General features: G+C 70.5%; 21 protein-coding genes and 1 pseudogene. 13 read left to right on the forward strand and 9 right to left on the reverse strand.

What is annotated here, in order from left to right:
• The first annotated feature begins 43 nt into the window (after window positions 1-43).
• The 6 genes from ACSIH6_RS18000 (at window position 44) to ACSIH6_RS18025 (ending at window position 5397) form a co-directional block, all read left to right on the forward strand.
• Window positions 44-1894 (forward strand): 2-oxoacid:acceptor oxidoreductase subunit alpha, encoded by a 1851-nt coding sequence (locus ACSIH6_RS18000; RefSeq protein WP_435109465.1) that lies wholly within the window; start codon window positions 44-46, stop codon window positions 1892-1894.
• The gene (locus ACSIH6_RS18005; RefSeq protein ID WP_435109466.1) at window positions 1887-2978 is read left to right on the forward strand and encodes a 2-oxoacid:ferredoxin oxidoreductase subunit beta; all 1092 of its coding nucleotides are present in this window, start codon (window positions 1887-1889) and stop codon (window positions 2976-2978) included. The genes ACSIH6_RS18000 and ACSIH6_RS18005 overlap by 8 nt, the downstream gene beginning before the upstream one ends.
• A 229-nt stretch (window positions 2979-3207) precedes the next feature.
• Entirely contained in the window at window positions 3208-3885 is a 678-nt protein-coding gene (locus ACSIH6_RS18010) for an SDR family oxidoreductase (RefSeq protein WP_435109467.1), read from the forward strand.
• Window positions 3886-4039: 154 nt separating this feature from the next.
• Window positions 4040-4555, forward strand: a complete 516-nt coding sequence (locus ACSIH6_RS18015; RefSeq protein WP_435109468.1) for a hypothetical protein — start codon at window positions 4040-4042, stop codon at window positions 4553-4555.
• Window positions 4556-4873: 318 nt separating this feature from the next.
• Window positions 4874-5086 (forward strand): hypothetical protein, encoded by a 213-nt coding sequence (locus tag ACSIH6_RS18020; protein ID WP_435109469.1) that lies wholly within the window; start codon window positions 4874-4876, stop codon window positions 5084-5086.
• Window positions 5087-5181: 95 nt separating this feature from the next.
• On the forward strand, window positions 5182-5397 hold the full coding sequence (locus ACSIH6_RS18025; protein WP_435109470.1) for a hypothetical protein: 216 nt from the start codon (window positions 5182-5184) through the stop codon (window positions 5395-5397).
• A gap of 104 nt (window positions 5398-5501) precedes the next feature.
• Here the strand turns inward: ACSIH6_RS18025 and ACSIH6_RS18030 are convergent, their stop codons facing one another.
• Window positions 5502-6038, reverse strand: coding sequence for a GNAT family N-acetyltransferase (locus tag ACSIH6_RS18030; protein ID WP_435109471.1), 537 nt, complete (start codon window positions 6036-6038; stop codon window positions 5502-5504).
• A gap of 181 nt (window positions 6039-6219) precedes the next feature.
• Here ACSIH6_RS18030 and ACSIH6_RS18035 point away from each other — a divergent pair.
• Window positions 6220-6507: pseudogene (locus ACSIH6_RS18035) on the forward strand (sigma factor); the annotation flags it as partial.
• A gap of 351 nt (window positions 6508-6858) precedes the next feature.
• Here the strand turns inward: ACSIH6_RS18035 and ACSIH6_RS18040 are convergent.
• Window positions 6859-7164 carry an EF-hand domain-containing protein gene (locus tag ACSIH6_RS18040; protein ID WP_435109472.1) on the reverse strand — a complete coding sequence of 102 codons (306 nt, stop codon included), beginning with the start codon at window positions 7162-7164 and terminating at the stop codon, window positions 6859-6861.
• Between the two features lie 256 nt (window positions 7165-7420).
• Window positions 7421-7789, reverse strand: a complete 369-nt coding sequence (locus ACSIH6_RS18045; RefSeq protein ID WP_435109473.1) for a VOC family protein — start codon at window positions 7787-7789, stop codon at window positions 7421-7423.
• 163 nt (window positions 7790-7952) lie between these two features.
• On the opposite strand from ACSIH6_RS18045, the gene ACSIH6_RS18050 reads away from it, so the two are divergent.
• A complete protein-coding gene (locus tag ACSIH6_RS18050) occupies window positions 7953-8570 on the forward strand; it encodes a Uma2 family endonuclease (protein ID WP_435109474.1) in 618 nt (205 codons plus the stop codon).
• Here ACSIH6_RS18050 and ACSIH6_RS18055 read toward each other — a convergent pair.
• From ACSIH6_RS18055 to ACSIH6_RS18065, 3 genes are all read right to left on the reverse strand, one after another.
• Window positions 8552-9238: a response regulator gene (locus tag ACSIH6_RS18055; RefSeq protein ID WP_435109475.1), complete on the reverse strand. Its 687-nt coding sequence runs from the start codon at window positions 9236-9238 to the stop codon at window positions 8552-8554. The genes ACSIH6_RS18050 and ACSIH6_RS18055 overlap by 19 nt on opposite strands.
• Window positions 9235-10911, reverse strand: coding sequence for an ATP-binding protein (locus ACSIH6_RS18060; RefSeq protein ID WP_435109476.1), 1677 nt, complete (start codon window positions 10909-10911; stop codon window positions 9235-9237). The genes ACSIH6_RS18055 and ACSIH6_RS18060 overlap by 4 nt, the downstream gene beginning before the upstream one ends.
• Before the next feature lie 208 nt (window positions 10912-11119).
• Window positions 11120-11995: a phosphorothioated DNA-binding restriction endonuclease gene (locus ACSIH6_RS18065; RefSeq protein ID WP_435109477.1), complete on the reverse strand. Its 876-nt coding sequence runs from the start codon at window positions 11993-11995 to the stop codon at window positions 11120-11122.
• 138 nt (window positions 11996-12133) lie between these two features.
• Here ACSIH6_RS18065 and ACSIH6_RS18070 point away from each other — a divergent pair, with 138 nt between their 5' ends.
• The 4 genes from ACSIH6_RS18070 to ACSIH6_RS18085 all read left to right on the forward strand — a co-directional run bounded on the left by ACSIH6_RS18070 (window position 12134) and on the right by ACSIH6_RS18085 (window position 16609).
• Window positions 12134-13186, forward strand: coding sequence for a LacI family DNA-binding transcriptional regulator (locus tag ACSIH6_RS18070; RefSeq protein ID WP_435109478.1), 1053 nt, complete (start codon window positions 12134-12136; stop codon window positions 13184-13186).
• A 216-nt stretch (window positions 13187-13402) separates the two neighbouring features.
• A complete protein-coding gene (locus ACSIH6_RS18075; RefSeq protein ID WP_435109479.1) occupies window positions 13403-14722 on the forward strand; it encodes a sugar ABC transporter substrate-binding protein in 1320 nt (439 codons plus the stop codon).
• A 62-nt stretch (window positions 14723-14784) separates the two neighbouring features.
• Window positions 14785-15777 (forward strand): carbohydrate ABC transporter permease, encoded by a 993-nt coding sequence (locus ACSIH6_RS18080; RefSeq protein WP_435109480.1) that lies wholly within the window; start codon window positions 14785-14787, stop codon window positions 15775-15777.
• A complete protein-coding gene (locus ACSIH6_RS18085) occupies window positions 15770-16609 on the forward strand; it encodes a carbohydrate ABC transporter permease (protein ID WP_435109481.1) in 840 nt (279 codons plus the stop codon). The genes ACSIH6_RS18080 and ACSIH6_RS18085 overlap by 8 nt, the downstream gene beginning before the upstream one ends.
• A 331-nt stretch (window positions 16610-16940) precedes the next feature.
• Here the strand turns inward: ACSIH6_RS18085 and hisS are convergent, their stop codons facing one another.
• The 3 genes from hisS to msrA form a co-directional block, all read right to left on the reverse strand.
• A complete protein-coding gene (gene hisS, locus ACSIH6_RS18090; protein WP_435109482.1) occupies window positions 16941-18236 on the reverse strand; it encodes a histidine--tRNA ligase in 1296 nt (431 codons plus the stop codon).
• A gap of 47 nt (window positions 18237-18283) precedes the next feature.
• A complete protein-coding gene (locus tag ACSIH6_RS18095) occupies window positions 18284-18808 on the reverse strand; it encodes a hypothetical protein (RefSeq protein WP_435109483.1) in 525 nt (174 codons plus the stop codon).
• 309 nt (window positions 18809-19117) lie between these two features.
• Window positions 19118-19807: a peptide-methionine (S)-S-oxide reductase MsrA gene (gene msrA, locus ACSIH6_RS18100; RefSeq protein ID WP_435109484.1), complete on the reverse strand. Its 690-nt coding sequence runs from the start codon at window positions 19805-19807 to the stop codon at window positions 19118-19120.
• A 132-nt stretch (window positions 19808-19939) separates the two neighbouring features.
• Between msrA and rarD the strand changes: the two genes are divergently transcribed.
• On the forward strand, window positions 19940-20977 hold the full coding sequence (rarD, locus tag ACSIH6_RS18105) for an EamA family transporter RarD (protein WP_435109485.1): 1038 nt from the start codon (window positions 19940-19942) through the stop codon (window positions 20975-20977).
• Window positions 20978-21006 lie beyond the last annotated feature (29 nt).

Raw genomic sequence — 21006 nt, forward strand, 5'->3', positions numbered from 1 at the left:
GCCCGTTACGACCGGCGGCTCACCAAGGAGGTCGTCGATCTCAGTGGCCAAACAGATCGAACAGCTCGACCGCGTCATCATCCGCTTCGCCGGGGACTCCGGCGACGGCATGCAGCTGACCGGTGACCGCTTCACGCAGGAGACCGCGTCGTTCGGCAACGACCTGTCGACCCTGCCGAACTTCCCCGCGGAGATCCGCGCTCCCGCCGGAACCCTGCCCGGGGTGTCCAGCTTCCAACTGCACTTCGCCGACCACGACATCATGACGCCGGGGGACGCCCCGGACGTACTGGTGGCGATGAACCCCGCGGCCCTCAAGGCCAATCTGGGCGACCTGCCCCGGGGCGCCACCGTGATCGTCAACACCGACGAGTTCACCAAGCGCAGCCTGGCCAAGGTCGGGTACACGGTCGACCCGCTGACGGACGGGACGCTGGACGCGTTCAAGGTGAGCGCGGTGCCGCTGACGTCCATGACGGTGGAGGCGCTGTCCGGCGCCGACATCTCCAAGAAGGACGCGCAGCGGGCCAAGAACATGTTCGCCCTGGGCCTGCTGTCGTGGATGTACAACCGGCCGACGGAGGGGACGACCTCGTTCCTGAAGTCGAAGTTCGCCGCCAAGCCCGACATCCTCGCCGCGAACCTGACCGCGTTCCAGGCGGGGTGGAACTTCGGCGAGACCACCGAGGACTTCGCGGTCTCCTACGAGATCAAGCCCGCGCGGCTCCCGGCGGGCACCTACCGCAACATCACCGGCAACCTGGCCACCGCCTACGGGCTGATCGCCGGGTCCGAGCGGTCGGGGCTGCCCCTGTTCCTGGGCTCGTACCCGATCACCCCGGCGTCGGACATCCTGCACGAACTGTCCCGGCACAAGCGGTTCGGGGTCCGCACGTTCCAGGCCGAGGACGAGATCTCCGGTGTGGGCGCCGCCCTGGGCGCGGCCTTCGGCGGCTCCCTGGGCGTGACCACCACCTCGGGTCCGGGCATGGTGCTCAAGCAGGAGACGGTGGGGCTGGCGGTGATGACCGAGCTTCCGCTGGTCATCGTGGACGTGCAGCGGGCCGGTCCGAGCACCGGCATGCCCACCAAGACCGAGCAGACCGACCTGCTCATGGCCCTGTACGGGCGCAACGGCGAGTCGCCGGTGCCCGTGGTGGCGCCCGCCTCCCCCGCGGACTGCTTCGACGCCGCGTTGGAGGCCGTGCGGATCGCGGTGCGCTACCGCACGCCGGTGGTCGTGCTCTCCGACGGGTACCTGGCCAACGGTTCGGAGCCGTGGCGGCTGCCGGAGGTTTCCGAGCTGCCGCGGATCGACCCGGCGTTCGCGACCGGGCCCAACGGGCCGGGTGAGACCTTCCTGCCCTACCTGCGCGACGAGGAGACGCTGGCCCGTCCGTGGGCGGTGCCGGGCACGGCGGGGCTGGAGCACCGGATCGGCGGTATCGAGAAGCACGCGCAGAGCGGCGACATCTCGTACACGCCCGCCAACCACGACCTGATGGTCCGCACACGCCAGGCCAAGATCGACGCGATCGCCCGCGACATCCCCGAGCTGGCGGTGGACGATCCCGGCGGGGAGGCGGACGTGCTGGTCCTCGGCTGGGGCGGCACGTACGGGTCGATCACCGCGGCGGTGCGCCGCGTGCGCCGCGCGGGCGGCCGGGTGGCGCAGGCGCACCTGCGCCACCTCAACCCGTTCCCGGCCAACCTCGGCACGGTGCTCAACCGGTACGAGCGGGTAGTGGTCCCCGAGATCAACCTGGGCCAGCTGTCCCTGCTGCTGCGCGGCAGGTACCTGGTCGACGTCATCGGCTACAACAAGGTCCGCGGCCTGCCCTTCAAGGCCGAGGAGCTCGCGGGCGTGCTTCAGGAGGTCATCGACCGTGACTGAGAACGTGACGGGTCCCGGCGGCAACGGCCACGTGCACGGGGCGCCGGAGGTCCCGGGCGGACTGCGCCTGGTGCCCAGGACCGACACCGCGTACAAGATGAAGGACTTCAAGTCCGACCAGGAGGTGCGCTGGTGCCCGGGCTGCGGCGACTACGCGATCCTGGCCGCCTTCCAGTCCTTCCTGCCCGAGCTGGGCGTGCCGCGCGAGAACATCGTGATGGTGTCGGGCATCGGCTGCTCCTCGCGCTTTCCGTACTACCTGAGCACGTACGGCATGCACTCGATCCACGGGCGCGCCCCGGCGATCGCGACCGGGCTGGCCACCAGCCGCCCGGACCTGTCGGTGTGGGTGGTGACCGGTGACGGCGACGGGCTGTCCATCGGCGGCAACCACCTCGTCCACGCGCTGCGCCGCAACGTCAACATCAACATCCTGCTGTTCAACAACCGGATCTACGGGCTGACCAAGGGCCAGTACTCCCCCACCTCCGAACCTGGGAAGATCACCAAGTCCTCGCCGGTGGGCTCGCTGGACCACCCGTTCAACCCGCTGTCGCTGGCGCTGGGCGCGGAGGCCACGTTCGTGGCCCGCACGGTCGACTCCGACCGCAAGCACCTCACGTCGGTACTGCGGGCGGCGGCCGACCACCCCGGCGCGTCGTTCGTGGAGATCTACCAGAACTGTCCGATCTTCAACGACGACGCGTTCGAGCCGCTGAAGGACCCGGCGGCGCGGGACGCCCGGCTGCTGCGCCTGGAGCACGGCGAGCCGCTGCGGCTGGGTCCGGACCGGGGCGTGATCGCCGGGGAGTTCGGCGGCCTGGAGGTCGTGGACGTGGACTCGGTGGGAGAGGAGCGGCTGCTGCGGCACGACGCGCACCGGGAGGACCCGGGGTACGCGTTCGCGCTGTCGCGCCTGGACCAGCCCGCGTTCGAGCACGTGCCGATCGGGGTGCTGCGGGACGTGCGCCGCCCGGCCTACGACGAGCTGGTGAACGAGCAGGTCGCCGACGCGCGCGCCGAGCGCGGCGACGGCGAGCTGGCCGCCCTGCTGGCCAGCGGGGACACCTGGAGGGTGGAGTAGGACCGTGTCCGGGCCCCGCCTGGTGCGGGGTCCGGACACACGGGGATCCGTGCGGCCGGGCCCTCCGCTGCTGGTGGGCGGGGCCGACCGTCACCGGCCCCGGACGCACGCGGCACCGCGCCACCCGCTGTCCGTGGACCGGGCCAGGACACACGGAAAAGCGGGATGTGACCCGGCGGACAGGGTCGCTACCCCGCTCACCGCGCCGCGAGGGCATACGCTCTCCCCCATGCGTATCGTCATCGCCGGAGGACACGGGAAGATCGCGCTGCGGCTGGCCAGGCAGCTGGCCGACCGAGGTGACGAGCCCGTCGCCCTCATCCGCAACCCCGACCACACCCAGGACGTCGTCGACGCCGGTGCCGAACCGGTCGTGATCGACCTGGAGAAGGCCACCGTCACCGAGCTGACGGAGAAGGTCATGAACGCCGACGGCGTCGTGTTCGCCGCGGGCGCGGGCCCCGGCAGCGGCACCGACCGCAAGAGGACCGTCGACCACAAGGCCGCCGTGCTGACCGCCGACGCGGCCTCCCTGGCGGGCGTGCGCCGCCTGGTCCAGGTGTCGGCCATCAACGTGGACGAGCCCGTGCCGGACGACACGGCCCCCGGCGAAGCATGGGCCGCGTACGTGGAGGCCAAGCGCGCGGCCGACGCCGACCTGCGCGAGCGCGACCTGGAGCTGGACTGGACGATCCTGCGCCCGGGCCGGCTGACCGACGACCCGGGCACCGGCAGGGTGGAGCTGGGCGGGGAGGTCGAGCGCGACGCGGTGACCCGAGACGACGTGGCCTCGGTGATCGTCGCCCTTCTGGACGAACCGGGGACGGTCGGCAGGGTTCTCAACCTGGTGAACGGGGAGACACCCGTCGCCGAGGCCGTCCGCGCCGCTGCCGCCTCCTCCTCCTGAGGGGGCGCCCACGGCTCTCTGTGGCCAGATACGCCTCCAGGGGGCATGATGGTTGCGGAGCCCGGCGGAGTCCCGCCACGGTGGACGCGGATGACCGGGTGTCAGCCCGACGAGTACGGCAAGCTCCACGCAGAGCAGATGGGTACGGTTATTCATGAGCGTCACGCAGGTCGTGAGGGACAGCACGGTCGTCGAGCACGCCAAGGTCGCCGCGCAGCAGAAGCGCCGGATGTTCATCATCCAGCTGGAGGTGAACGCCTACGACGAGGCCTCCAGCAAGCTGCGTCCCGGGCTGACCCGCATCCTGGAGGGGATCGAGGAGGCCGGGTGGCGCCTGGACCTGATCACTCCGGGCGACGAGGGTGACAAGCCCGCCCGCCTGTTCATCTTCCGCCCGGACCCCGACAGCAAGAAGGACGACGCCGCCAGGGCCGAGCACCAGCACCAGCAGGAGCCCTCGGGCCAGCAGCACGCCTACCCGCACCCGCCGACCGGCGCGCAGCCGCAGGACCCGTACGCGGGTTACGGCCAGCAGCCCGGATACGGGCAGCAGTACCCGGGCTACGACCAGCAGCAGTACCCGGGGTACGGGCAGCAGCAGCCGGGGTACGGCCAGCAGCCCGGTTACGGGCAGCAGTACCCGGGGTACGGGCAGCAGCAGGGCTGGTAGTCCCGCGGCGAAGCCAATCCCACAGCGAAGCACCAGGCCCGCACGGTCAGCCGTGCGGGCCTTTTTCGTGCGCCTGATATCGGACAAATCCAGGTTCCGATACATTCGCCGGTCATCGCCTCCGGCCCTGCTTTCGGTTGGGTAAAACCTTCACCCGGCGAAGCGGCTATATGTCCGGCATGTCCACCAGGAAGCCGAGGAAACTCCAGGGAAACTCTGGATTCTTCCCCGAAAGTACTCCGAGCACGTTCGTGACTACGCTAAGTTAATTCCGGCGGATGCAGCCACCCTGTTTGGAACCTCCGAAAGGTAAGAAGAATGTCCCGTATTGCCAAGGTTTCCGGATTCGTCCTCGCCACCGGCCTCGCCTTCGGTGCCTTCACCGGGACCGCCGCCGCGGACAACAACGCTGACGTCCAGAACGTGACCATCCCGATCTGCCTGGACATTCTCAAGGCCTCCGGCGTCAGCGGCAGCGACTGCAACGTCGTGAGCTGGAAGGACACGAGCGGCATCCACGTCGAGGACTAGGACTGGCCCGCCCTCGCACCCGGCTCCGTCGCAGCGGGACCCACGGGTCCCGTCAGCACCAACGATCACACCACGAACCGAAAAGGACCAACACCATGAAGCGCTTCGCCTCCGTCTCCGGTCTCATCCTCGCCACCGGCCTCGCCCTGGGCGCCATGTCCGGCACCGCCGCGGCTGACAACAACTCCAACATCCAGAACATCACCGTGCCGATCTGCGCCGACGTGCTGGCCTTCTCCGGCTTCGAGCTGGGCGGCGACTGCAACGTGGCCTCCGGCACCAAGACGTCCGGCATCTCCGTCGAGGACTAACCGGTCGACTCGACGAACCTCTTGCGTACGACCTTCTGTGGGGGTGGACGCGGGGCACGGCGCACGCCGCGCCCCGCGTTCTGTGTCCGCGCCGGGCGCGACGCTCAGGGCGCGCAGGGTCGCGGTTCGACGCCCTCCACCGGGTCGGTGGCCAGCCGGGCGTGCGCGCCCGTGTCGAAGCGCTCCGCGCCGTAGCGCAGCTTGCTCCGCTCGATCCCCTCCGGGCGGAACCCGGACCGGCGCGCCACCAGGCACGACCCCGGGTTGTTCAGGCGGTGCCCCAGCTCCAGTCGGAACAGGCCCGCCTCGGCGAATGCGTACTCGCTCACCAGCAGCGTCCCGGCCGTGGCCACGCCCCGGCCCCGCGCTTCGGCCAGGGTCCAGTAGGAGACCCAGCCGGTGTCGTGGTTCCTGCTGGTCACGGTGACCTGGACGTGCCCCAGCACCGGCCCGCCGTCCTCGACGACCGCGAAACCGAAGGCCGTGCCCTCCTCCGCCCGGGCGCGCTGCCGATCGATCCACACCGCGGCCAGCTCCGGGGTGTCGGGAACCTCGGGTGACTGCCAGGCCAGCTCCGGCTCGGCGAAGGCCTCCAGCACCCGGTCGGCGTCCCCCGGCTCCCACGTGCGCAGTCGGTACACAGCGGCTGCCCTCCCTCCTCGTCCGCGCTTCTGACCGCGCCACGTTACTGCTCCCGCCTCCGGGGAGGGTGCGCCGACGGGACCCGTTCACCGGCCGGGACGTCCCCGTCCACCGGACGGGAGGGTCCGTTTCGCGGGCGGGGGATGTCACGTACGGCCGGAGCTGGTACGTCTGCCTCTCATGGCCACCGATGTCTTCGAAGAGCACCGCTCCCTCCTGACCGGCGTCGCCTACCGCATCCTCGGCAGCGCCTCCGACGCGGAGGACGTCGTCCAGGAGGCCTGGCTGCGCTGGTCCTCCGTCGACCCGGCCGCGGTGGACGACCCGCGCGCCTACCTGGTCACCGTCACCTCACGTCTGGCCATCGACCGGCTGCGCAGCGCCCGGGCCCGGCGGGAGTCCTACGTGGGCGACTGGCTGCCCGAGCCGGTCAGCGACATCCCCGACGGGGCCGAGCACATTGACCTGAGAGGTTGGTGACGCGGGAAGCGGGAGGGCCGCTGATCGCGGTGTGGAACCGATGGTGATTGTAGTAGTGCAACCACCCGGCGAACGCCTCCCGCCGCTCGCTCTCGGGCTGGTAGGGGCACGGGGGTTCTCACTCACATGGCTCTGTAGGGGGTCCACCGTCCGTGGTCGAACGGTGGGAGCCCTCCGCACGTTACTGTCGACCGCTCCGCGCGCGCCTCCCCCCACCGGAGGACCCGACGGACCTCCCATGGTGGGGGCGGGCCGGGGCCGACGGGCTTCGGCCGGCCCCCCGCACCGGCTTTCGTCGAAGGTCGCCCGAGGCGGGGCCGGCACGGGGCGTCGGGGACCTCAGGCCCCCTGCGTGCCGATCCGGACGAACTCGTCCTGGTTGATGAGCAGGTCGTGGTCGGTGTCGACGTCGAGGGCGAAGGCGTGCAGCGCGCTCATGCGGTCGAGGCCCAGATCCTGCTCGGCGTACACCAGCCACTCGTGGATGTTGATGGAGCCGTCCTGGTCCGTGTCGAGCCGGGTGAACAGGTCGCGTGCTTCCTGCTCGGTCATGGTGCTGGGCGAAAACTTCTCGGGCATGGTGGTGCGCTCTTCTTCGTTCGTGGGATCGGCCGAGGTGGAACCGTCGGCGGTACGTGTGCTCATCGTCCCACCGGAAGGGGCCGCTCCGTCGCCGGAGTCCTCGGGTGCCGTCTCTGTGGTGGTGCGGGGGAGTCGGGGGTGAGGGTCACCGGATCTCATGGGGCCTCGCCTGCGGGGGGCCCTGTCGTGGTTGCGCGGTCTGCCCGCCACACCATGATCCAAACCCGGAACACGCCCTGGCGAGCCGCGGGGGCGGCGGGGGCGGCGGGGGCGGAGGGATCTTCGCCGCCCCCGTCGTCCGTGTCTCCGGGGGTGTCCGTCAGGCGGGGACGTGCGAGACGGCCTCGACGTTGTTGCCGTCCGGGTCGCGGACGAACGCGCCGTAGTAGTGCTCGTGGTACTCCGGCCAGACCTTCGGCTCGTGGAGCACCTCCGCGCCCGCCTCGACGGCCGCGGCGAAGAAGGCGTCCACCGACGCCCGGTCGGGCGCCGTGAAGGCGAAGTGCGACTCTCGGGCCTCACCGGTCGTGGGCGCGGGTCCGATCCAGAAGTCGGGATCGGACGTGCCGTAGCCGATGTTCTCGCCGAAGTCGAGGACGCGGCGCGCGCCCAGCGGGGCGAGGACCGCGTCGTAGAAGGCGGCGCTGGTCGCGGGGTCACTGACCTGGATTCCGAGGTGGTCCAACATGGGTCGAGTGTGACACGGACCACCGACACTTCCGGGGGTAAAGGGCCAGGTGCGGGGCCGGGTTTCGGACACCCTTGCGAGGCTTTCTCTGTGAAACTCGCCGGTAACCGAGCGTGCACCCGAATACTGGCCCTCATGAAGACAAGGAGGCATGATGTTGGTCATGGCTACCAGGCACCCGAAAGCACCCGGACGACGCCTGACCGTGGACGACCTGGAGAACACGCCGGACGACGGTCGGCGGTACGAGCTGGTCGACGGGCGGCTTGACGTGTCGCCAGCCCCCAAGCCCCCGCACACGCGCGTTTCCTACCGCCTGGGTTTTCACCTCGGTACCGTAGCTCCGGACGGGTTGGAGATCGGTGAGGGTCCTGGTGTCGACCTGAACGCCGACCGAACCCATCACCGTATTCCTGATCTGGCGGTCTTCGACTGCGAGTTGCCACCACAGGGCTACTTCGATGTTCCCCCGCTTCTCGCCGTGGAGATCGTCTCCCCGGAGAGCGTCCTGCGGGACAACCACACCAAGCGCCACGGATACGCGGCGTTCGGCGTCCCCTCCTACTGGATCATCAACCCCCTCGCCGACAAGGTCGGGCTCGTCGAACTCCGTCTGGAGGACGGCTGCTACCAGGAGGTCATCCAGGTCCACGGCGAGGACGTCTTCGAGACCGACTTCCCCTTCCCCGTAAAGCTCGTGCCGCACTGGCTCACCGCCAGCGGCGAGTGGAGGAAGCACATCGGCGGCGGCCCCGAGGAGGCTCAGGCCGTCCAGCGGTAGAGGTGTTCGGGGCGGCCCGCCGAGCCGTAGCGCATGCGCAGCTCGGCCCGGCCGTTCGCGCACAGGTGCTCCAGGTAGCGCCGCGCGGTCACCCGGGACACCCCGGCGCGCTCGGCCACCTCCGAGGCCGACACGTCCCCCTCCGCCTCCCGCAGCACTCCCGCCACCAGATCCACGGTGGTCGGGGTCAGCCCCTTGGGCAGCGACCGGCCCGCGGCCGGGCGCAGCAGCCCGAACAGCCGGTCCACCTCCTGCTGGGTGGCCTCCCCGTCGGCGTCCATCCTCCGGCGCGCCACGGCGTAGCGCTCCAGCTGGTCGCGCAGCACGCTGAGCGGGAACGGCTTGAGCAGGTAGTGGACCGCCCCGCCGTGCATGGCCGAGCGCACCTGGCCGATATCGCGCACGGCGGTGATCATCAGGAAGTCCGTCTGCTGGGGCGCGGCGCTGGTGGCGGCGGCGCGCAGGGCGCGCATCACCGAGATCCCCGAGGCGTCGGGCAGGTGCAGGTCGAGCAGCACCAGGTCGGGCTGGTGCCCCCGGATCTGGGTGAGGGCGGACGCGGCCGTGTGCGCGACCCCCGCCACGGTGAACCCGGACAGCGACTCCACCAGCTCCTGGTGGTTGCGCGCCACCCGCACGTCGTCGTCCACGACCAGGACGCGGATCATCGGACCGCCCCCAGCGGCGCCTCGGCCCCCGACAGGGGCAGGCAGGCGGTGAACACCGCACCCTCGTCGGCGTCGGGCGCCTCCATCTCCACGCTTCCCCCTCTTCCCTCGCAGACCTGCTTGACCAGTGCCAGGCCCAGCCCGCGCGTGCCGCCGTCCCGGGACGCCTTGGTGGTGAACCCGAGCCGGAAGATCTCCTCCGCCACGTCGTCGGCCACCCCGTGCCCGGAGTCGGTCACCCGGATCTCCAGCAGGTCGTGCGGCAGGTCGGTGCCGTCGGCTCGGTGCAGCCGCACCATCAGCTCCACCCAGCCGTGCGGGGACGAGGCCACCGCGTCGAGCGCGTTGTCGACCAGGTTGCCGAGGACGAGCAGTGCGTCGGAGCGTACGTCCCTGGCCAGGGCGGGGACGCTGGTGAGGGGGGACAGCCGCAGGTCGACGCCCAGCTCGGAGGCCTGGGCGGACTTGGCGATGGTCAGCGCGGCCAGCGCGGAGTCGTCGACGTGCCGGGAGATGTCCTCGCTGGTGCGGCTGTGCGTCGCGGACAGGTCGGCGAGGTAGGCGCGGGCCTCGTCGTGGGCCCCGAGTTCGAGCATCCCGGCGATGGTGTGCACCCGGTTGGCGAACTCGTGGGTCTGGGCGCGCAGACCGCGGGTGACCGTGCGCGCGCCGTCGAGCTCGCCGGTGAGCCGGTCCAGCTCGGTGCGGTCGCGGAAGGTGACGACCGCTCCGGCGTCCTGGCCGCGCACGTGGACCGGCATCCGGTTGGCGACCAGGATGCGGTGCCCCGCCAGAAGGAGGCGGTCGTCGCCGGGGTCGTCGCCGGAGACGATGTCGCGGACGCGCTCGGACAGGCCGAGTTCGTCGAGGCCGCGGCCCTCGGCGTCCTCGGGCAGGCCGAGCATCTCCCGGACGGGCGGGTTGGCCAGGACGAGGCGGCCCGAGCCGTCCACGGCGAGCACGCCCTCGCGGACCGCGTACAGCAGGGCCTCACGGCTCTCCAGCAGAGAGGTGATGTCGGCGGGTTCGAGGCCGTGGGTCTTGGCGCGGACCTGGCGGGAGAGGGCCCACGCGCCGGCCACGCCCAGGACCAGCACCACGGCCACCGTGCCCAGTATGGCGGGGATCGCGGCCCTGGCCTCGGTGGCGGCGCTGGAGGCGAGGATGCCCAGGGAGACGTAGCCGACCACCTCGCCCCGCGCGTCGCCGCCGTTGACCGAGCCGCCGCCGGAGAACACCGGGACCTTGGCGCGCACGGTGCGCCCCCGGGTCCCCTCCTGCACACCGGTCCACTCCCGTCCCTCCGCGGCGAGTCCGGGCGGGGTGGACACGGTGCGGCCGATGAGTTCGTCGTCGGGGTGGGAGTAGCGGATCCCCTCCGGGGAGGCGATGACCACGAACTCGGCACCGGTGGCGGAGTCGATCCGGTCGGCCAGGGGGGAGAGCTCGGCCGCCGGGTCGGCGGACTGGAGGCCCGCGACGACCTCCGGCATCACGGCCACGGAGCGAGCCAGGCTCAGGACCCGGTCGGCGTAGTGGCGGTCGGTGGCCCGGTCCATGTGGACGGCCCACAGCGCGCCCACGGCGGTGAGGGCCAGTGCCAGCAGGAGCACGTAGCCGATGAACAGGGAGCCGGTGAGCGACAGGCGAAAGCGCGCGGGGTACGTGATCATGTGTTCTCCAGGCGCCGTGGCGGGGGACGCGGAAGCCCCTGCCGGGCGAACGCGCAGGTGGGCGTTGCACGAACAATACGACCGAACGTGACGCGGGTGTTAACAGAATCCTGACACGCGCGTGACCCGTGTCACGATCCAGCCCGTTTCGCGGTACTCGGAGAGAGGGTCGGCGGGGGTCGGGACGCGCCGTTCGGGGCGGCGGACCTCAGGCGGCGACGCGCCGGAAGACCTGCTCGGAGTGCCAGTCGACATGGGCGGGTTCGACGGCGGGGCTCCCCGGGACCGGGCGGACGAGTTCGCGCCCGGCGAGGGAGAGGACGTTCGTCTCGGCCGCGGGAGAGCGGGCCTCGAACCGCGGGGACACCGCGACGGTGAGTTCGCCGGTGAGCCCGAGGACGCCGCGGTCGAACAGCAGGTGGTGCGTCGGACACAGGCACAGGCCGTTGTCCAGGTCGTTGGGGCCGTCGTGCGACCACCAGCGGATGTGGGCGGCCTCCAGTCCGACCGACACGTCGTCCAGCCGCCCCTCGTACCCGCAGAACGCGCACCGGTGCTCGTAGGCGGTCAGCACGGTCTCCCGGAACCGGGGATCGCGGACGCCGCCCTCCCCCGGTGCGGGGACCGGCCCCTGGCCCACGCTGAGACCGGTGAGGGCGATGATGCCCTCGTGCAGCGAGGGGGCGAAGTTGTCGTCGAGCAGGTGGCGGCCGATACGGGCGGCCAGGCCGGGGTCGTCCCGCAGGGCCGCGTCCAGGTCGGCGCTCAGCCTGCCCCGCGCCTCCTTCCCGCGCAGCAGGGTCACCCCCGAGCCCGGCGAACCCTCGCCGTCCACCGTGGTGACCCGCCAGAACCCGTCGGTCTCCAGATGGTGGAAGGGATAGCCGGGCTTGGTGTCGTTCGCGGGGCCGAACTCCCGCAGGAGCCTCGCCAGCCGGGCCTCGACCTCGCTGTAGACGATGGGGGCGTTGCCGTGCCGCTGGTGGTGCGCGAGCGCGTACAGCAGCAGGAGGGGCTTGTGGGGAGCGCGGACCCCGGCACGGGTCCACCGCTTGACGGATCCGAGCCGCTGGGTCCAGTCCATAACGGCACACCCTAGTACGGGAGGCCCCCGTCCACCACGCCCCTTCCCCCGGACCGAGGCCGACCCTGGCCCGGCAGGCCGCGGTACCAGGCACTATCGACGCGGGTCCCCGAAGCCCGGCGGACTACCATCTTCACCATGACAAGCGGGAGCACGGGTCGAAAGCGCCCCACGATCAGCGATGTCGCCCGTCGGGCGGGCGTGAGCAAGGGCGCTGTGTCACGGGCGTTGAACACCGGTACCGGTACCAGCGCCAGTACCCGTGAACGCATCCGCCAGGCGGCGGTCGAACTGGGCTGGAGCCCGAGTTACGTCGCACGCGCGCTCAACGGCAAGTCGCTGGGCACCATCGGCCTGGTCGTACGCCGCTCCCCCGAGATCCTCGACTTCGACGCGTTCTTCCCGTCGTTCCTGTCCGGTATCGAGTCGGTGCTCTCCGGCGAGGAGCACGCCACCGTCATCCGCTTCGTACCCGACGAGCGGACCGAGACCGCCACCTACGAGCGGCTGTTCAACGACCACTTCGTCGACGGTTTCCTGGTCACCGACCTGCGGACGGACGACGGCCGCCCCGCGATGCTGCGCCGCCTGGGCGCGCCCGCCGTCGTGGTCGGCGCACCGGAGGGCTCCTCCGACTTCCCCACCATCACCAATGACTCCAGGGAGGCGATCCGCGGTCTGGTCCGCGGCTTCGTCGAGGCGGGCCACCAGCGCATCGCGCACGTCCAGGGCGACCCCCACATGCTGCACGCGCTCCAACGCCGACGCCACTGGGAGCAGGCGGTGCGCGAGTTCGGACTGGAGCCGGGGCCGGTGGAGGAGAACGGCGGCTACACCATCGCGGGCGGGGCCCAGGCCACGGAGCGCATCATCGCCGGGCGCGACGGTGAACGCCCCACCGCCGTCTTCTACGGCAGCGACCTCATGGCCGTAGGCGGTTACTCCGTGCTGAGAGAGGCGGGTCTGACCATCCCCGACGACATGGCGGTGGCCGGGTTCGACGACATCCCCCTGGCCTCGTTCGTCACGCCACCGTTGACGACCGTCCGCAACAGGCACCGCGCGCTGGGCAGTGTCGGCGCCCGCATCCTGCTGGACATGCTCAAGGGACAGGAACCGCCGCTGTCGACCGTGCTCACCGGTGAGCTCCGCCTGAGGAAGTCGTCCGGACAGCCGGACCCCCGCTTGTAACGGTTCCACAACTGACTCTCCTGCCTTTCTGTGATCTCGCCTACACTGGCCAGGTAAACCGGTTTACCTGACCGTTGGGCTACTCAGAGCGACATGTGTGGCCCACGGTTTTCGATGCTCTCGCCCACAGGTCGACGGGCGCGTCCGACCTGCCCGTTCCGTCATCGCCGACGCTGACGACGGGCCCACACGGCACACAGAGAAACGGAGACGGCCGTGAAGACACCCCCCACAGCACTCCTGTCCGCTTCGACCGCGCTGGGACTGGCCGTCGCGCTGACCGGCTGCGGTTCCGGCGAGGACTCCGGGGACCAGACGCTGACCTACTGGGCCAGCAACCAGGGAGCGAGCGTGGAGGAGGACCGGGAGGTCCTCCAGCCCGCGCTCGACCGCTTCACCGAGGAGACCGGTGTCGAGGTCGAACTGGAGGTCATCCCCTGGAGCGAGCTGTACAACCGCGTCCTCACCGCGGTCAGCAGCGGCGACGGGCCCGACGTGCTCAACATCGGCAACACCTGGGCGGCCAGCCTCCAGGAGACCGGTGCCTTCGTGCCCTACGAGGGCGCTGACCTCGAGGCGGTGGGCGGCGAGGAGCGCTTCGTCAGCACCAGCTTCGCCACCGGCGGCGCCGAGGGCCAGCCGCCGACGTCGGTGCCGCTCTACGGACTGTCCTACGCGCTGTTCTACAACCCCACCATGTTCGAGGAAGCGGGCATCGAGGCGCCGCCCGCGACCTGGGAGGAGTTCGTCGACACCGCGGACGAGCTGACCAGGGACACCGACGACGACGGCGAGGTCGACCAGTACGGCTTCGTGCTGGAGGGCGGCAACGAGCGGCAGAACTCCCACATGGCCTTCATCCTCGGCCAGCAGCAGGGCGGACAGCTGTGGGGAGAGGACGGGCCCAGCTTCTCCTCCGACGAGCAGGTCACCGCGGTCAAGCAGTGGGTGGACCTGATGGCCGTGGAGGAGGTCGTCGACCCCAGCAGCGCCGAGTTCAGCGACGGCACCCAGGGCATCAGCGACTTCGTCGACGGGCGCGCGGCCATGATCATCGTGCAGGGCAGCGCCCGCACCAGCATGGCCGCCCGCGGATTCGATGACTACGAGGTCGCCCAGGTGCCCATGCTCGACCCGCTGCCGGGCGAGCCCATCCAGAGCCACGCGGCCGGGATCAACATCAGCGTCTTCAACGACACCGACGACAAGGAGGGCGCCCTGCAACTGGTCGAGCACCTGACCAGCCCGGAGGAGCAGGTGTACCTGTCCCAGGAGTTCCAGACGCTGCCGGTGGCCACCGAGTCCTACGACAGCGAGGAGCTGCGGGGCGACGAGTCGATGGAGACCTTCCGCACGATCCTCACCGAGCACTCCGCACCGATGCCGTTGATCCCCGAGGAGGGCCAGATGGAGACGGTGCTCGGCGAGGCGATCGGCGGGCTCTTCGCCGAGGTGGCGACCGGCGGCGAGGTCACCGAGGCCGACGTCCGACAGGCCATGGAGGAAGCCGAGACCCAGATGGACGCCGCGAACTAGGCGGTGTGTCCCTTCGGTCGCCTCGTCCCCGCGGCGGGGCGACCGTCTGATGGAGGCGCTAGATGTCGACTACAGAAGAACAGGGGCCCGGTACCGCTGAGGTCCCGCACGGGGCCGGCCCCGTGGAGGAGCCGGGCAGACGGCGCACGCGCCGCCCGGGGTGGTTCCTGCCGTACGGCATGCTGCTGCCGGCGGCGGTACTGGAGCTGCTGGTCCATATCATCCCCATGGGCCTGGGGATCTACATCGCGTTCACCTCGCTGACGCAGCTGACCATCCGGCGCTGGACGACGGCGCCGCTGGTCGGCCTCGACAACTTCGTCCGCGGTCTCGATCCCGGGAACGCCCTGGGCAGCGCCCTGTTCGAGAGCCTGTTCCGCACCACCGTCTACACCGTGCTGGTGGTGGGGGTGTCGTGGGTGCTGGGGATGGCCGCCGCTGTCGCGCTGAACACGAAGTTCCGGGGGCGCGGCGTACTGCGCACCCTGTTCCTCGTGCCCTACGCCCTGCCGGTCTACGTCGCCGCGATCGTCTGGGCGTTCATGTTCAACCAGCGCGACGGCATGGTCAACCGCCTGCTCGTGGAGGATCTGGGGCTACTGGACGAGCGTCCGTTCTGGCTCATCGGTGAGAACGCCTTCTGGGTGCTGGTGATCGTGTCGGTGTGGCGGCTGTGGCCGTTCGCCTTCCTGATGCTGCTGGCGGCGCTACAGAGCATCCCCGAGGACATGTACGAGGCCGCCGCCATCGACGGCGCCTCGACCTGGAGGCGGTTCACCGGCATCACGCTGCCCATGGTGCGCTCGGCGAACGCGGTCGTGCTGCTCGTCATGACGTTGTGGACGTTCAACGAGTTCAACATCCCCTTCCTGCTCTTCGGTGACACCTCACCCGAGAGCGCACGGCTGATCTCACCGCTGATCTACGAGCACTCCTTCGTCAACTGGAACTTCGGACTGGGCTCCGCGATGAGCGTGCTGCTGCTCGTCGCGCTGATCATCGCGTCGGCGGTCTACGTCCGGATGGTGCTGCCCAAGGGGAGTGGCAATGCATGAGACACGGGGATTCCGCTGGTTCCGCCGGATCGTCCTGACCTTCCTCACCGTGTTCACCGTGCTGCCCCTGTACGTGCTGGTGGTGACCTCGGTGAAGCCGCTGGAGAACGTCCGGGGAACGTTCACCTGGCTTCCGGACCGCGTCACCCTCCAGCCGTACGTGGACATGTGGACGACGATCCCGTTGGCCCGCTATCTCACCAACAGCCTGATCGTCACCACCACGGCGACGGCCCTGGCGCTGGTGGTGGCGGTGCTGGCCGCCTATCCGCTGTCACGGCTGCGCTTCCGCGGCAGACGGCTGTTCAGCATGACGGTGCTCTCAACGCAGATGTTTCCCGGCATCCTGTTCCTGCTGCCGCTCTTCCTGATCTTCGTACGGCTGGAGGACCTCACCGGCATCGAGTTCACCGGCTCCTACACCGGGCTCATCATCACCTACCTGACCTTCGCCCTGCCGTTCTCGATCTGGATGCTGGCCGGGTACTTCAGCGCCATCCCCGAGGGTCTGGAGGAAGCGGCGATGATCGACGGCACCAGCAGGATCGGCGCCCTGGTCCGGGTCATCCTCCCCGTGGCCCGCCCGGGCATCCTCGCCGTCGGGGTGTTCGCGTTCATCACCGCCTGGGGCGAGGTGCTGTTCGCCTCGGTGCTCACCGACACCGAGACCCGCACGCTCTCCATCGGGCTGAAGCTCTACACCAGCCAGACCGACACCCTGTGGAACGAGCTGCTGGCCGCGTCGGTGACCATCTCCCTGCCGGTGGTCGTCGCCTTCATGCTGGTCCAGCGCTACCTCGTGTCCGGGCTGTCGGCGGGCGCGGTGAAGTAGCGCGCGGGGCCCCGCCCGCCTTGTCCTCCCCGGGGAAAGGGGGCGGGGCCTCACCCGGCTCACCGATCGGTCCGGGGGACTCCCCGTACAGCCGTGGAGGCCTCCAGGCCGCTGAACTCGCGCGGGAAGACGTCGCCGGGGCGGTGCCGACTGACCCGCGCCCAGGTACCCCGTCCGGTCGGCATCCCCTGGGAGGGACGTGTTCCAGCCGGAGCCCGCCCCTCTTCGACGGGATCGGTACCGAGCCGGACAGCGACCTGTTGGAGCGGGTCGCGCCGGAACGCGGGTGAGGGTGACCGTGCAGGGCAGGGGGTGGGCCCGGTCAAGGGGCTTACCCTTCGACCAGCTCCTGGAGGTAGGAGGCGGCGGTGCCGAGGGGGGCGCGGGTCTGCTCGCCCGACTCCATGTCGCGGACGGTCACCTCACCGGACTCCTGTTCCTCAGGGCCGTAGAGGACGGTGAAGCGGGCGTGCTGGGCGTTGGCCCACTGGAGCTGCTTGCCGAGCTTGCGCGACGCCCCCAGGAACATGCCCACGCGCAGGCCGCCTGAGCGCAGGCCGCCCGCCAGGCGCATCAACTCGGCCTCCCCGCCCAGAACGGTCAGGGCGACGTCGAGGCCGCGCGGTTCGGTGTCCTGGGAGTCCTGCATGGCCAGGATGCGCTCGATACCGATGGATCCACCGCAGGCGGGTGCGTCGGGGCCGCCCAGGGAGGCGACCAGGCCGTCATAGCGTCCTCCGGCCGCGACCGCGCCGGGGAAGCCCTCGGCTTCGACCTCCCAGATGGCTCCGGTGTAGTAGTCCAGGCCGCGCACCATCCGGGGGGCGAAGACGACACGGTCGCCCAGGTCGGCGGTCAGTTCCAACAGACTGTCGATCTCGGCCAGCCCCCGTTGCCCGCGTTCGGTGGTGGCGAGCTTGGAGCGGATGAGGGCCGGGTCGTCGGCGGCCACGTCCTCGGCCAGGCTCTCGGCGACGGACACGTCCAGGCCGCGTTCGTCGACGAGTTCCTTCGCGACGGCCTGGACGCCGACCTTGTCGAGCTTGTCCAGGGTGGCCAGGACCCCGTCACCGCGGTCCTCGGCCACCTCGTAGACCTCCAGCAGACCGCGCAGGGCCTCGCGGCTGTTGACCAGGAAGCGGAAGCGCTCGACTCCCAGGGCGTCGAGGCCGTCGGCGATGGCGCGCACGATCTCGGCGTCGGCCAGCGGTGAGGTGGAGCCCACGGTGTCCACGTCGCACTGGACGAACTCGCGGAACCGGCCTTCCTGGGGGCGGTCGGCCCGCCACACCGGGCCGATGGCGTACCGCTTGAAGGGGGAGGGCAGCTTGGAGCCGTGGGTGCCGATGACGCGGGCCAGCGGCACCGTGTGGTCATAGCGCAGAGCCAGGTCGGGCTGTCCGCTGGCCTCGTGGACGCCCCGGCGCAGGATCTTGAACAGGAGCTTGGACGCCTCCTCGCCGTACTTGCCGGTGACCACCTCGATCCGCTCGAACGCAGGGGTCTCCAACGGGTCGAACCCGTAGCGTTCGAAGACCTCGGAGACGGTGGCGATGGCCGCCCTCCTGCGCCTCAGGTCGTCCGCGAGGAAGTCCCGCGTTCCTGAGGGTGCCTGCGCCTTAGCCATGTTGGTGCCGCTTCCCGTGCCGTGGTGAATGCGTGGACAGCGCCAGACTACTGCTGGTCCGCTCCGCCGACCGACCAGCCGGGAAAGTACCGGCTGAGCAGCCTCACCAGCACTTTCCTCTCGCCCGGGTCTCCGTGACCGGTGTGCGCGAGCGGCGTGCCGTCGATCTCCTCCAGGGCCTCCCACCCGTTGAGGGAGTCCATGAGGTCTCGCACCCCCGTCATCGGGGACAGGGACATCTGGGGGACGATCGCGTCCAGGGCATGGGCCTGGTAGTAGATCGAGGACCGCCGCGGGGCGGTGCCGTCGATCCGTTCGCTGTGGTTCGCTTCGCCCACCCGCGGACAGCAGGAGTCCAGCAGCACCTTGGGCACGTCCCGGACGGGCATGAAGCAGTCCACGTGGCCGATGCGGCGTGTGGGGCAGGGCAGCGGGCGACGTCCGTTCATCAGGCAGAAGAGCAGTTCCGCCATGACGTCCTCACGGTTGTGGCCCATCAGCAGGCAGGCGCCGCCGATCTCGCGGTTCAGCGCGTTGCCACCCCTCGCAGGGGCGATGAGGACGCCGGACACGGTGGGGCCCGCCGTCCGGCCGGGGGCGTTGCCACCCCTCGCAGGGGCGATGAGGACCCCGACGGTAAAGCCGCAGGTCGAACAGCCCGCGACTCAGCCAAAGCAGGGCCGTTTTTCAGCGGACCTCCGGTAGTGCGGCCGCCCCCGGCGCGTCGCTGAGAACACTCCCTTCCCCGCACGTCCCGTCTCCAGCACTCCCACCGCCCGCGCCGGGGCCGTGAGCGTCCCAACCATCGTCGAATGATGGCTGAGCCATCACCCAGCCATCATTCGAACGTGCGCGTGCGTACTCGCACGCACTCCGCCGTACTACCCGGCCGCGTGACCCGAGGACGCGTCATCCGAGGTCACGACACCGATCGGGCAGCTGGCGCCGGTTCCGCCGATGCCGCAGTAGCCGTTGGGGTTCTTGGCGTCGGACAGGTACTGCTGGTGGTAGTCCTCGGCGAAGTAGAACGCGCGCAGCGGCGCGATCTCGGTGGTGATCGGCCCGTAGCCCGCCCGGGCCAGCACCGGCTGGAAGGCGTCGCGGCTGGTCTCGGCCGCGATCCGCTGGGCGTCGTCGTGGTACAGGATCGCCGACCGGTACTGGGTGCCGACGTCGTTGCCCTGGCGCATGCCCTGGGTCGGGTCGTGGCCCTCCCAGAACACCTTGAGGACCTCCGCGTACGAGATGCGCTCGGGGTCGAACACCACGCGCACCGCCTCGGTGTGCCCGGTCAGGCCCGAGCACACCTCCTCGTAGGTCGGGTTGGGCGTGTAGCCGCCCGCGTAGCCCACCGCGGTCGTGATGATCCCCCGCTCCGCGCCCAGGCGCCAGAACATGCGCTCGGCGCCCCAGAAGCAGCCCATCGCCACGTCGGCGATCTGGCTTCCCTCCGGGTAGGGCGGGGTGAGGCTGGTGCCCAGCACCGTGTGCCCGAAGGGCACGTCCATCGGGGTGTCCCGACCGGGCAGGGCGCGTGCTGGATCGACCATGGTCGTCTTTGTCCCGAACATGCTTCCCAGGGTATCCACGGGCCTGGTCCGGCGCACGGACGCGATCGAACCTGTGGACGGACGCGGACGGCGGCCGTCACCGCCGCGTCCGCGGGGAAGACACTCCGGACAATTCGTCCTACCATTGCTGGCGTGCCGGAATCCAAGCGTGGCGTCGTCCTCGGGGCGGCCGCCTTCCTCCTCTGGGGCGTAGCGGCCCTGTACTGGCCCCTCCTCTCCTCCTCCGAACCCAGCGAGATCCTCGCCCACCGCATGGTGTGGGCCCTGCTCGCGATGTGCGTCGTCCTCCTCGTCACCCGGCGGGGCTGGTCCTGGTTCCCCTCGGTCCTGCGCAGCCCCCGCCGCCTGCTGCCGGTGGCCGCGGCGGCGGTGCTGATCTCCGTCAACTGGTGGGGTTTCATCTACGCGGTCTCCACCGAGCAGACCCTCCAGGCCTCGCTCGCGTACTTCATCAACCCGCTGATGTCGGTGTGCCTGGGGGTGATGCTGTTCTCCGAGCGGCTGCGGACCCTCCAGTGGGTGGCGGTCGGCCTCGGCGTCCTGGCCGTGGCCGTGATGACCGTCGCCTACGGCGTGGCCCCGTGGCTGTCGCTGCTCATGGCCTCCTCCTTCGCCGCCTACGGCGCGGTGAAGAAGTACGTGGACCTGGACGGCGTGCAGAGCCTGTCCATCGAGACCCTGGTGATGTTCCTGCCCGCGCTGGGCTTCGTGATCCACTTGGAGGCCACCGGCGCCGGGACCGCGTTCTCGGTGTCGGCGGGCCACACCGCCCTGCTGGTCGGCGGCGGCTTCGTGACCGCCCTGCCGCTGCTGCTGTTCGGCGTGGCCGCGCGCCAGGTCCCCCTGAGCGTCATCGGCATCCTCCAGTACATCGCCCCGGTCATCATGTTCTTCGTCGGCTGGCTGGTGCAGGGCGAGGACATGCCGCCCGCCCGCTGGCTGGGCTTCGCGCTGGTGTGGCTGGCGCTGTGCGTGTTCGTCGTCGACCAGGTCCGCGACGTCCGTTCCCGTCCCCGGCCACGGGCCTCCGACCGGGGCCGGGAAGGGGAGCAGGCCGGGGAACAGCCCGGAAAGCAGGACGAGGGCCCCGAGGACCAGCGACGACGGGAGCTCGGGCGGCCCCGGAAGCCGCTTCCGGGGGAGCCCACCCGGCCGGAGCCCGCGGACTGACCCGCCCTTCCCCGGTTGCGGAAAACCCA

Origin of the sequence: Nocardiopsis synnemataformans (genome assembly GCF_965343085.1) — a bacterium.
In the GTDB taxonomy this organism is placed as follows: domain Bacteria; phylum Actinomycetota; class Actinomycetes; order Streptosporangiales; family Streptosporangiaceae; genus Nocardiopsis; species Nocardiopsis alborubida.

Bases quoted from the DNA above. Each gene is read 5' to 3' on its own strand.
- ACSIH6_RS18010 (WP_435109467.1), top strand. From the start codon at position 3,208: ATGCGTATCGTCATCGCCGGAGGACACGGGAAGATCGCGCTGCGGCTG.
- ACSIH6_RS18015 (WP_435109468.1), top strand. From the start codon at position 4,040: ATGAGCGTCACGCAGGTCGTGAGGGACAGCACGGTCGTCGAGCACGCC.
- ACSIH6_RS18020 (WP_435109469.1), top strand. From the start codon at position 4,874: ATGTCCCGTATTGCCAAGGTTTCCGGATTCGTCCTCGCCACCGGCCTC.
- ACSIH6_RS18025 (WP_435109470.1), top strand. From the start codon at position 5,182: ATGAAGCGCTTCGCCTCCGTCTCCGGTCTCATCCTCGCCACCGGCCTC.
- ACSIH6_RS18040 (WP_435109472.1), bottom strand. From the start codon at position 7,164: ATGAGCACACGTACCGCCGACGGTTCCACCTCGGCCGATCCCACGAAC.
- ACSIH6_RS18045 (WP_435109473.1), bottom strand. From the start codon at position 7,789: ATGTTGGACCACCTCGGAATCCAGGTCAGTGACCCCGCGACCAGCGCC.
- ACSIH6_RS18050 (WP_435109474.1), top strand. From the start codon at position 7,953: ATGGCTACCAGGCACCCGAAAGCACCCGGACGACGCCTGACCGTGGAC.
- ACSIH6_RS18055 (WP_435109475.1), bottom strand. From the start codon at position 9,238: ATGATCCGCGTCCTGGTCGTGGACGACGACGTGCGGGTGGCGCGCAAC.
- ACSIH6_RS18060 (WP_435109476.1), bottom strand. From the start codon at position 10,911: ATGATCACGTACCCCGCGCGCTTTCGCCTGTCGCTCACCGGCTCCCTG.
- ACSIH6_RS18065 (WP_435109477.1), bottom strand. From the start codon at position 11,995: ATGGACTGGACCCAGCGGCTCGGATCCGTCAAGCGGTGGACCCGTGCC.
- ACSIH6_RS18070 (WP_435109478.1), top strand. From the start codon at position 12,134: ATGACAAGCGGGAGCACGGGTCGAAAGCGCCCCACGATCAGCGATGTC.
- ACSIH6_RS18080 (WP_435109480.1), top strand. From the start codon at position 14,785: ATGTCGACTACAGAAGAACAGGGGCCCGGTACCGCTGAGGTCCCGCAC.
- ACSIH6_RS18085 (WP_435109481.1), top strand. From the start codon at position 15,770: ATGCATGAGACACGGGGATTCCGCTGGTTCCGCCGGATCGTCCTGACC.
- hisS (WP_435109482.1), bottom strand. From the start codon at position 18,236: ATGGCTAAGGCGCAGGCACCCTCAGGAACGCGGGACTTCCTCGCGGAC.
- msrA (WP_435109484.1), bottom strand. From the start codon at position 19,807: ATGTTCGGGACAAAGACGACCATGGTCGATCCAGCACGCGCCCTGCCC.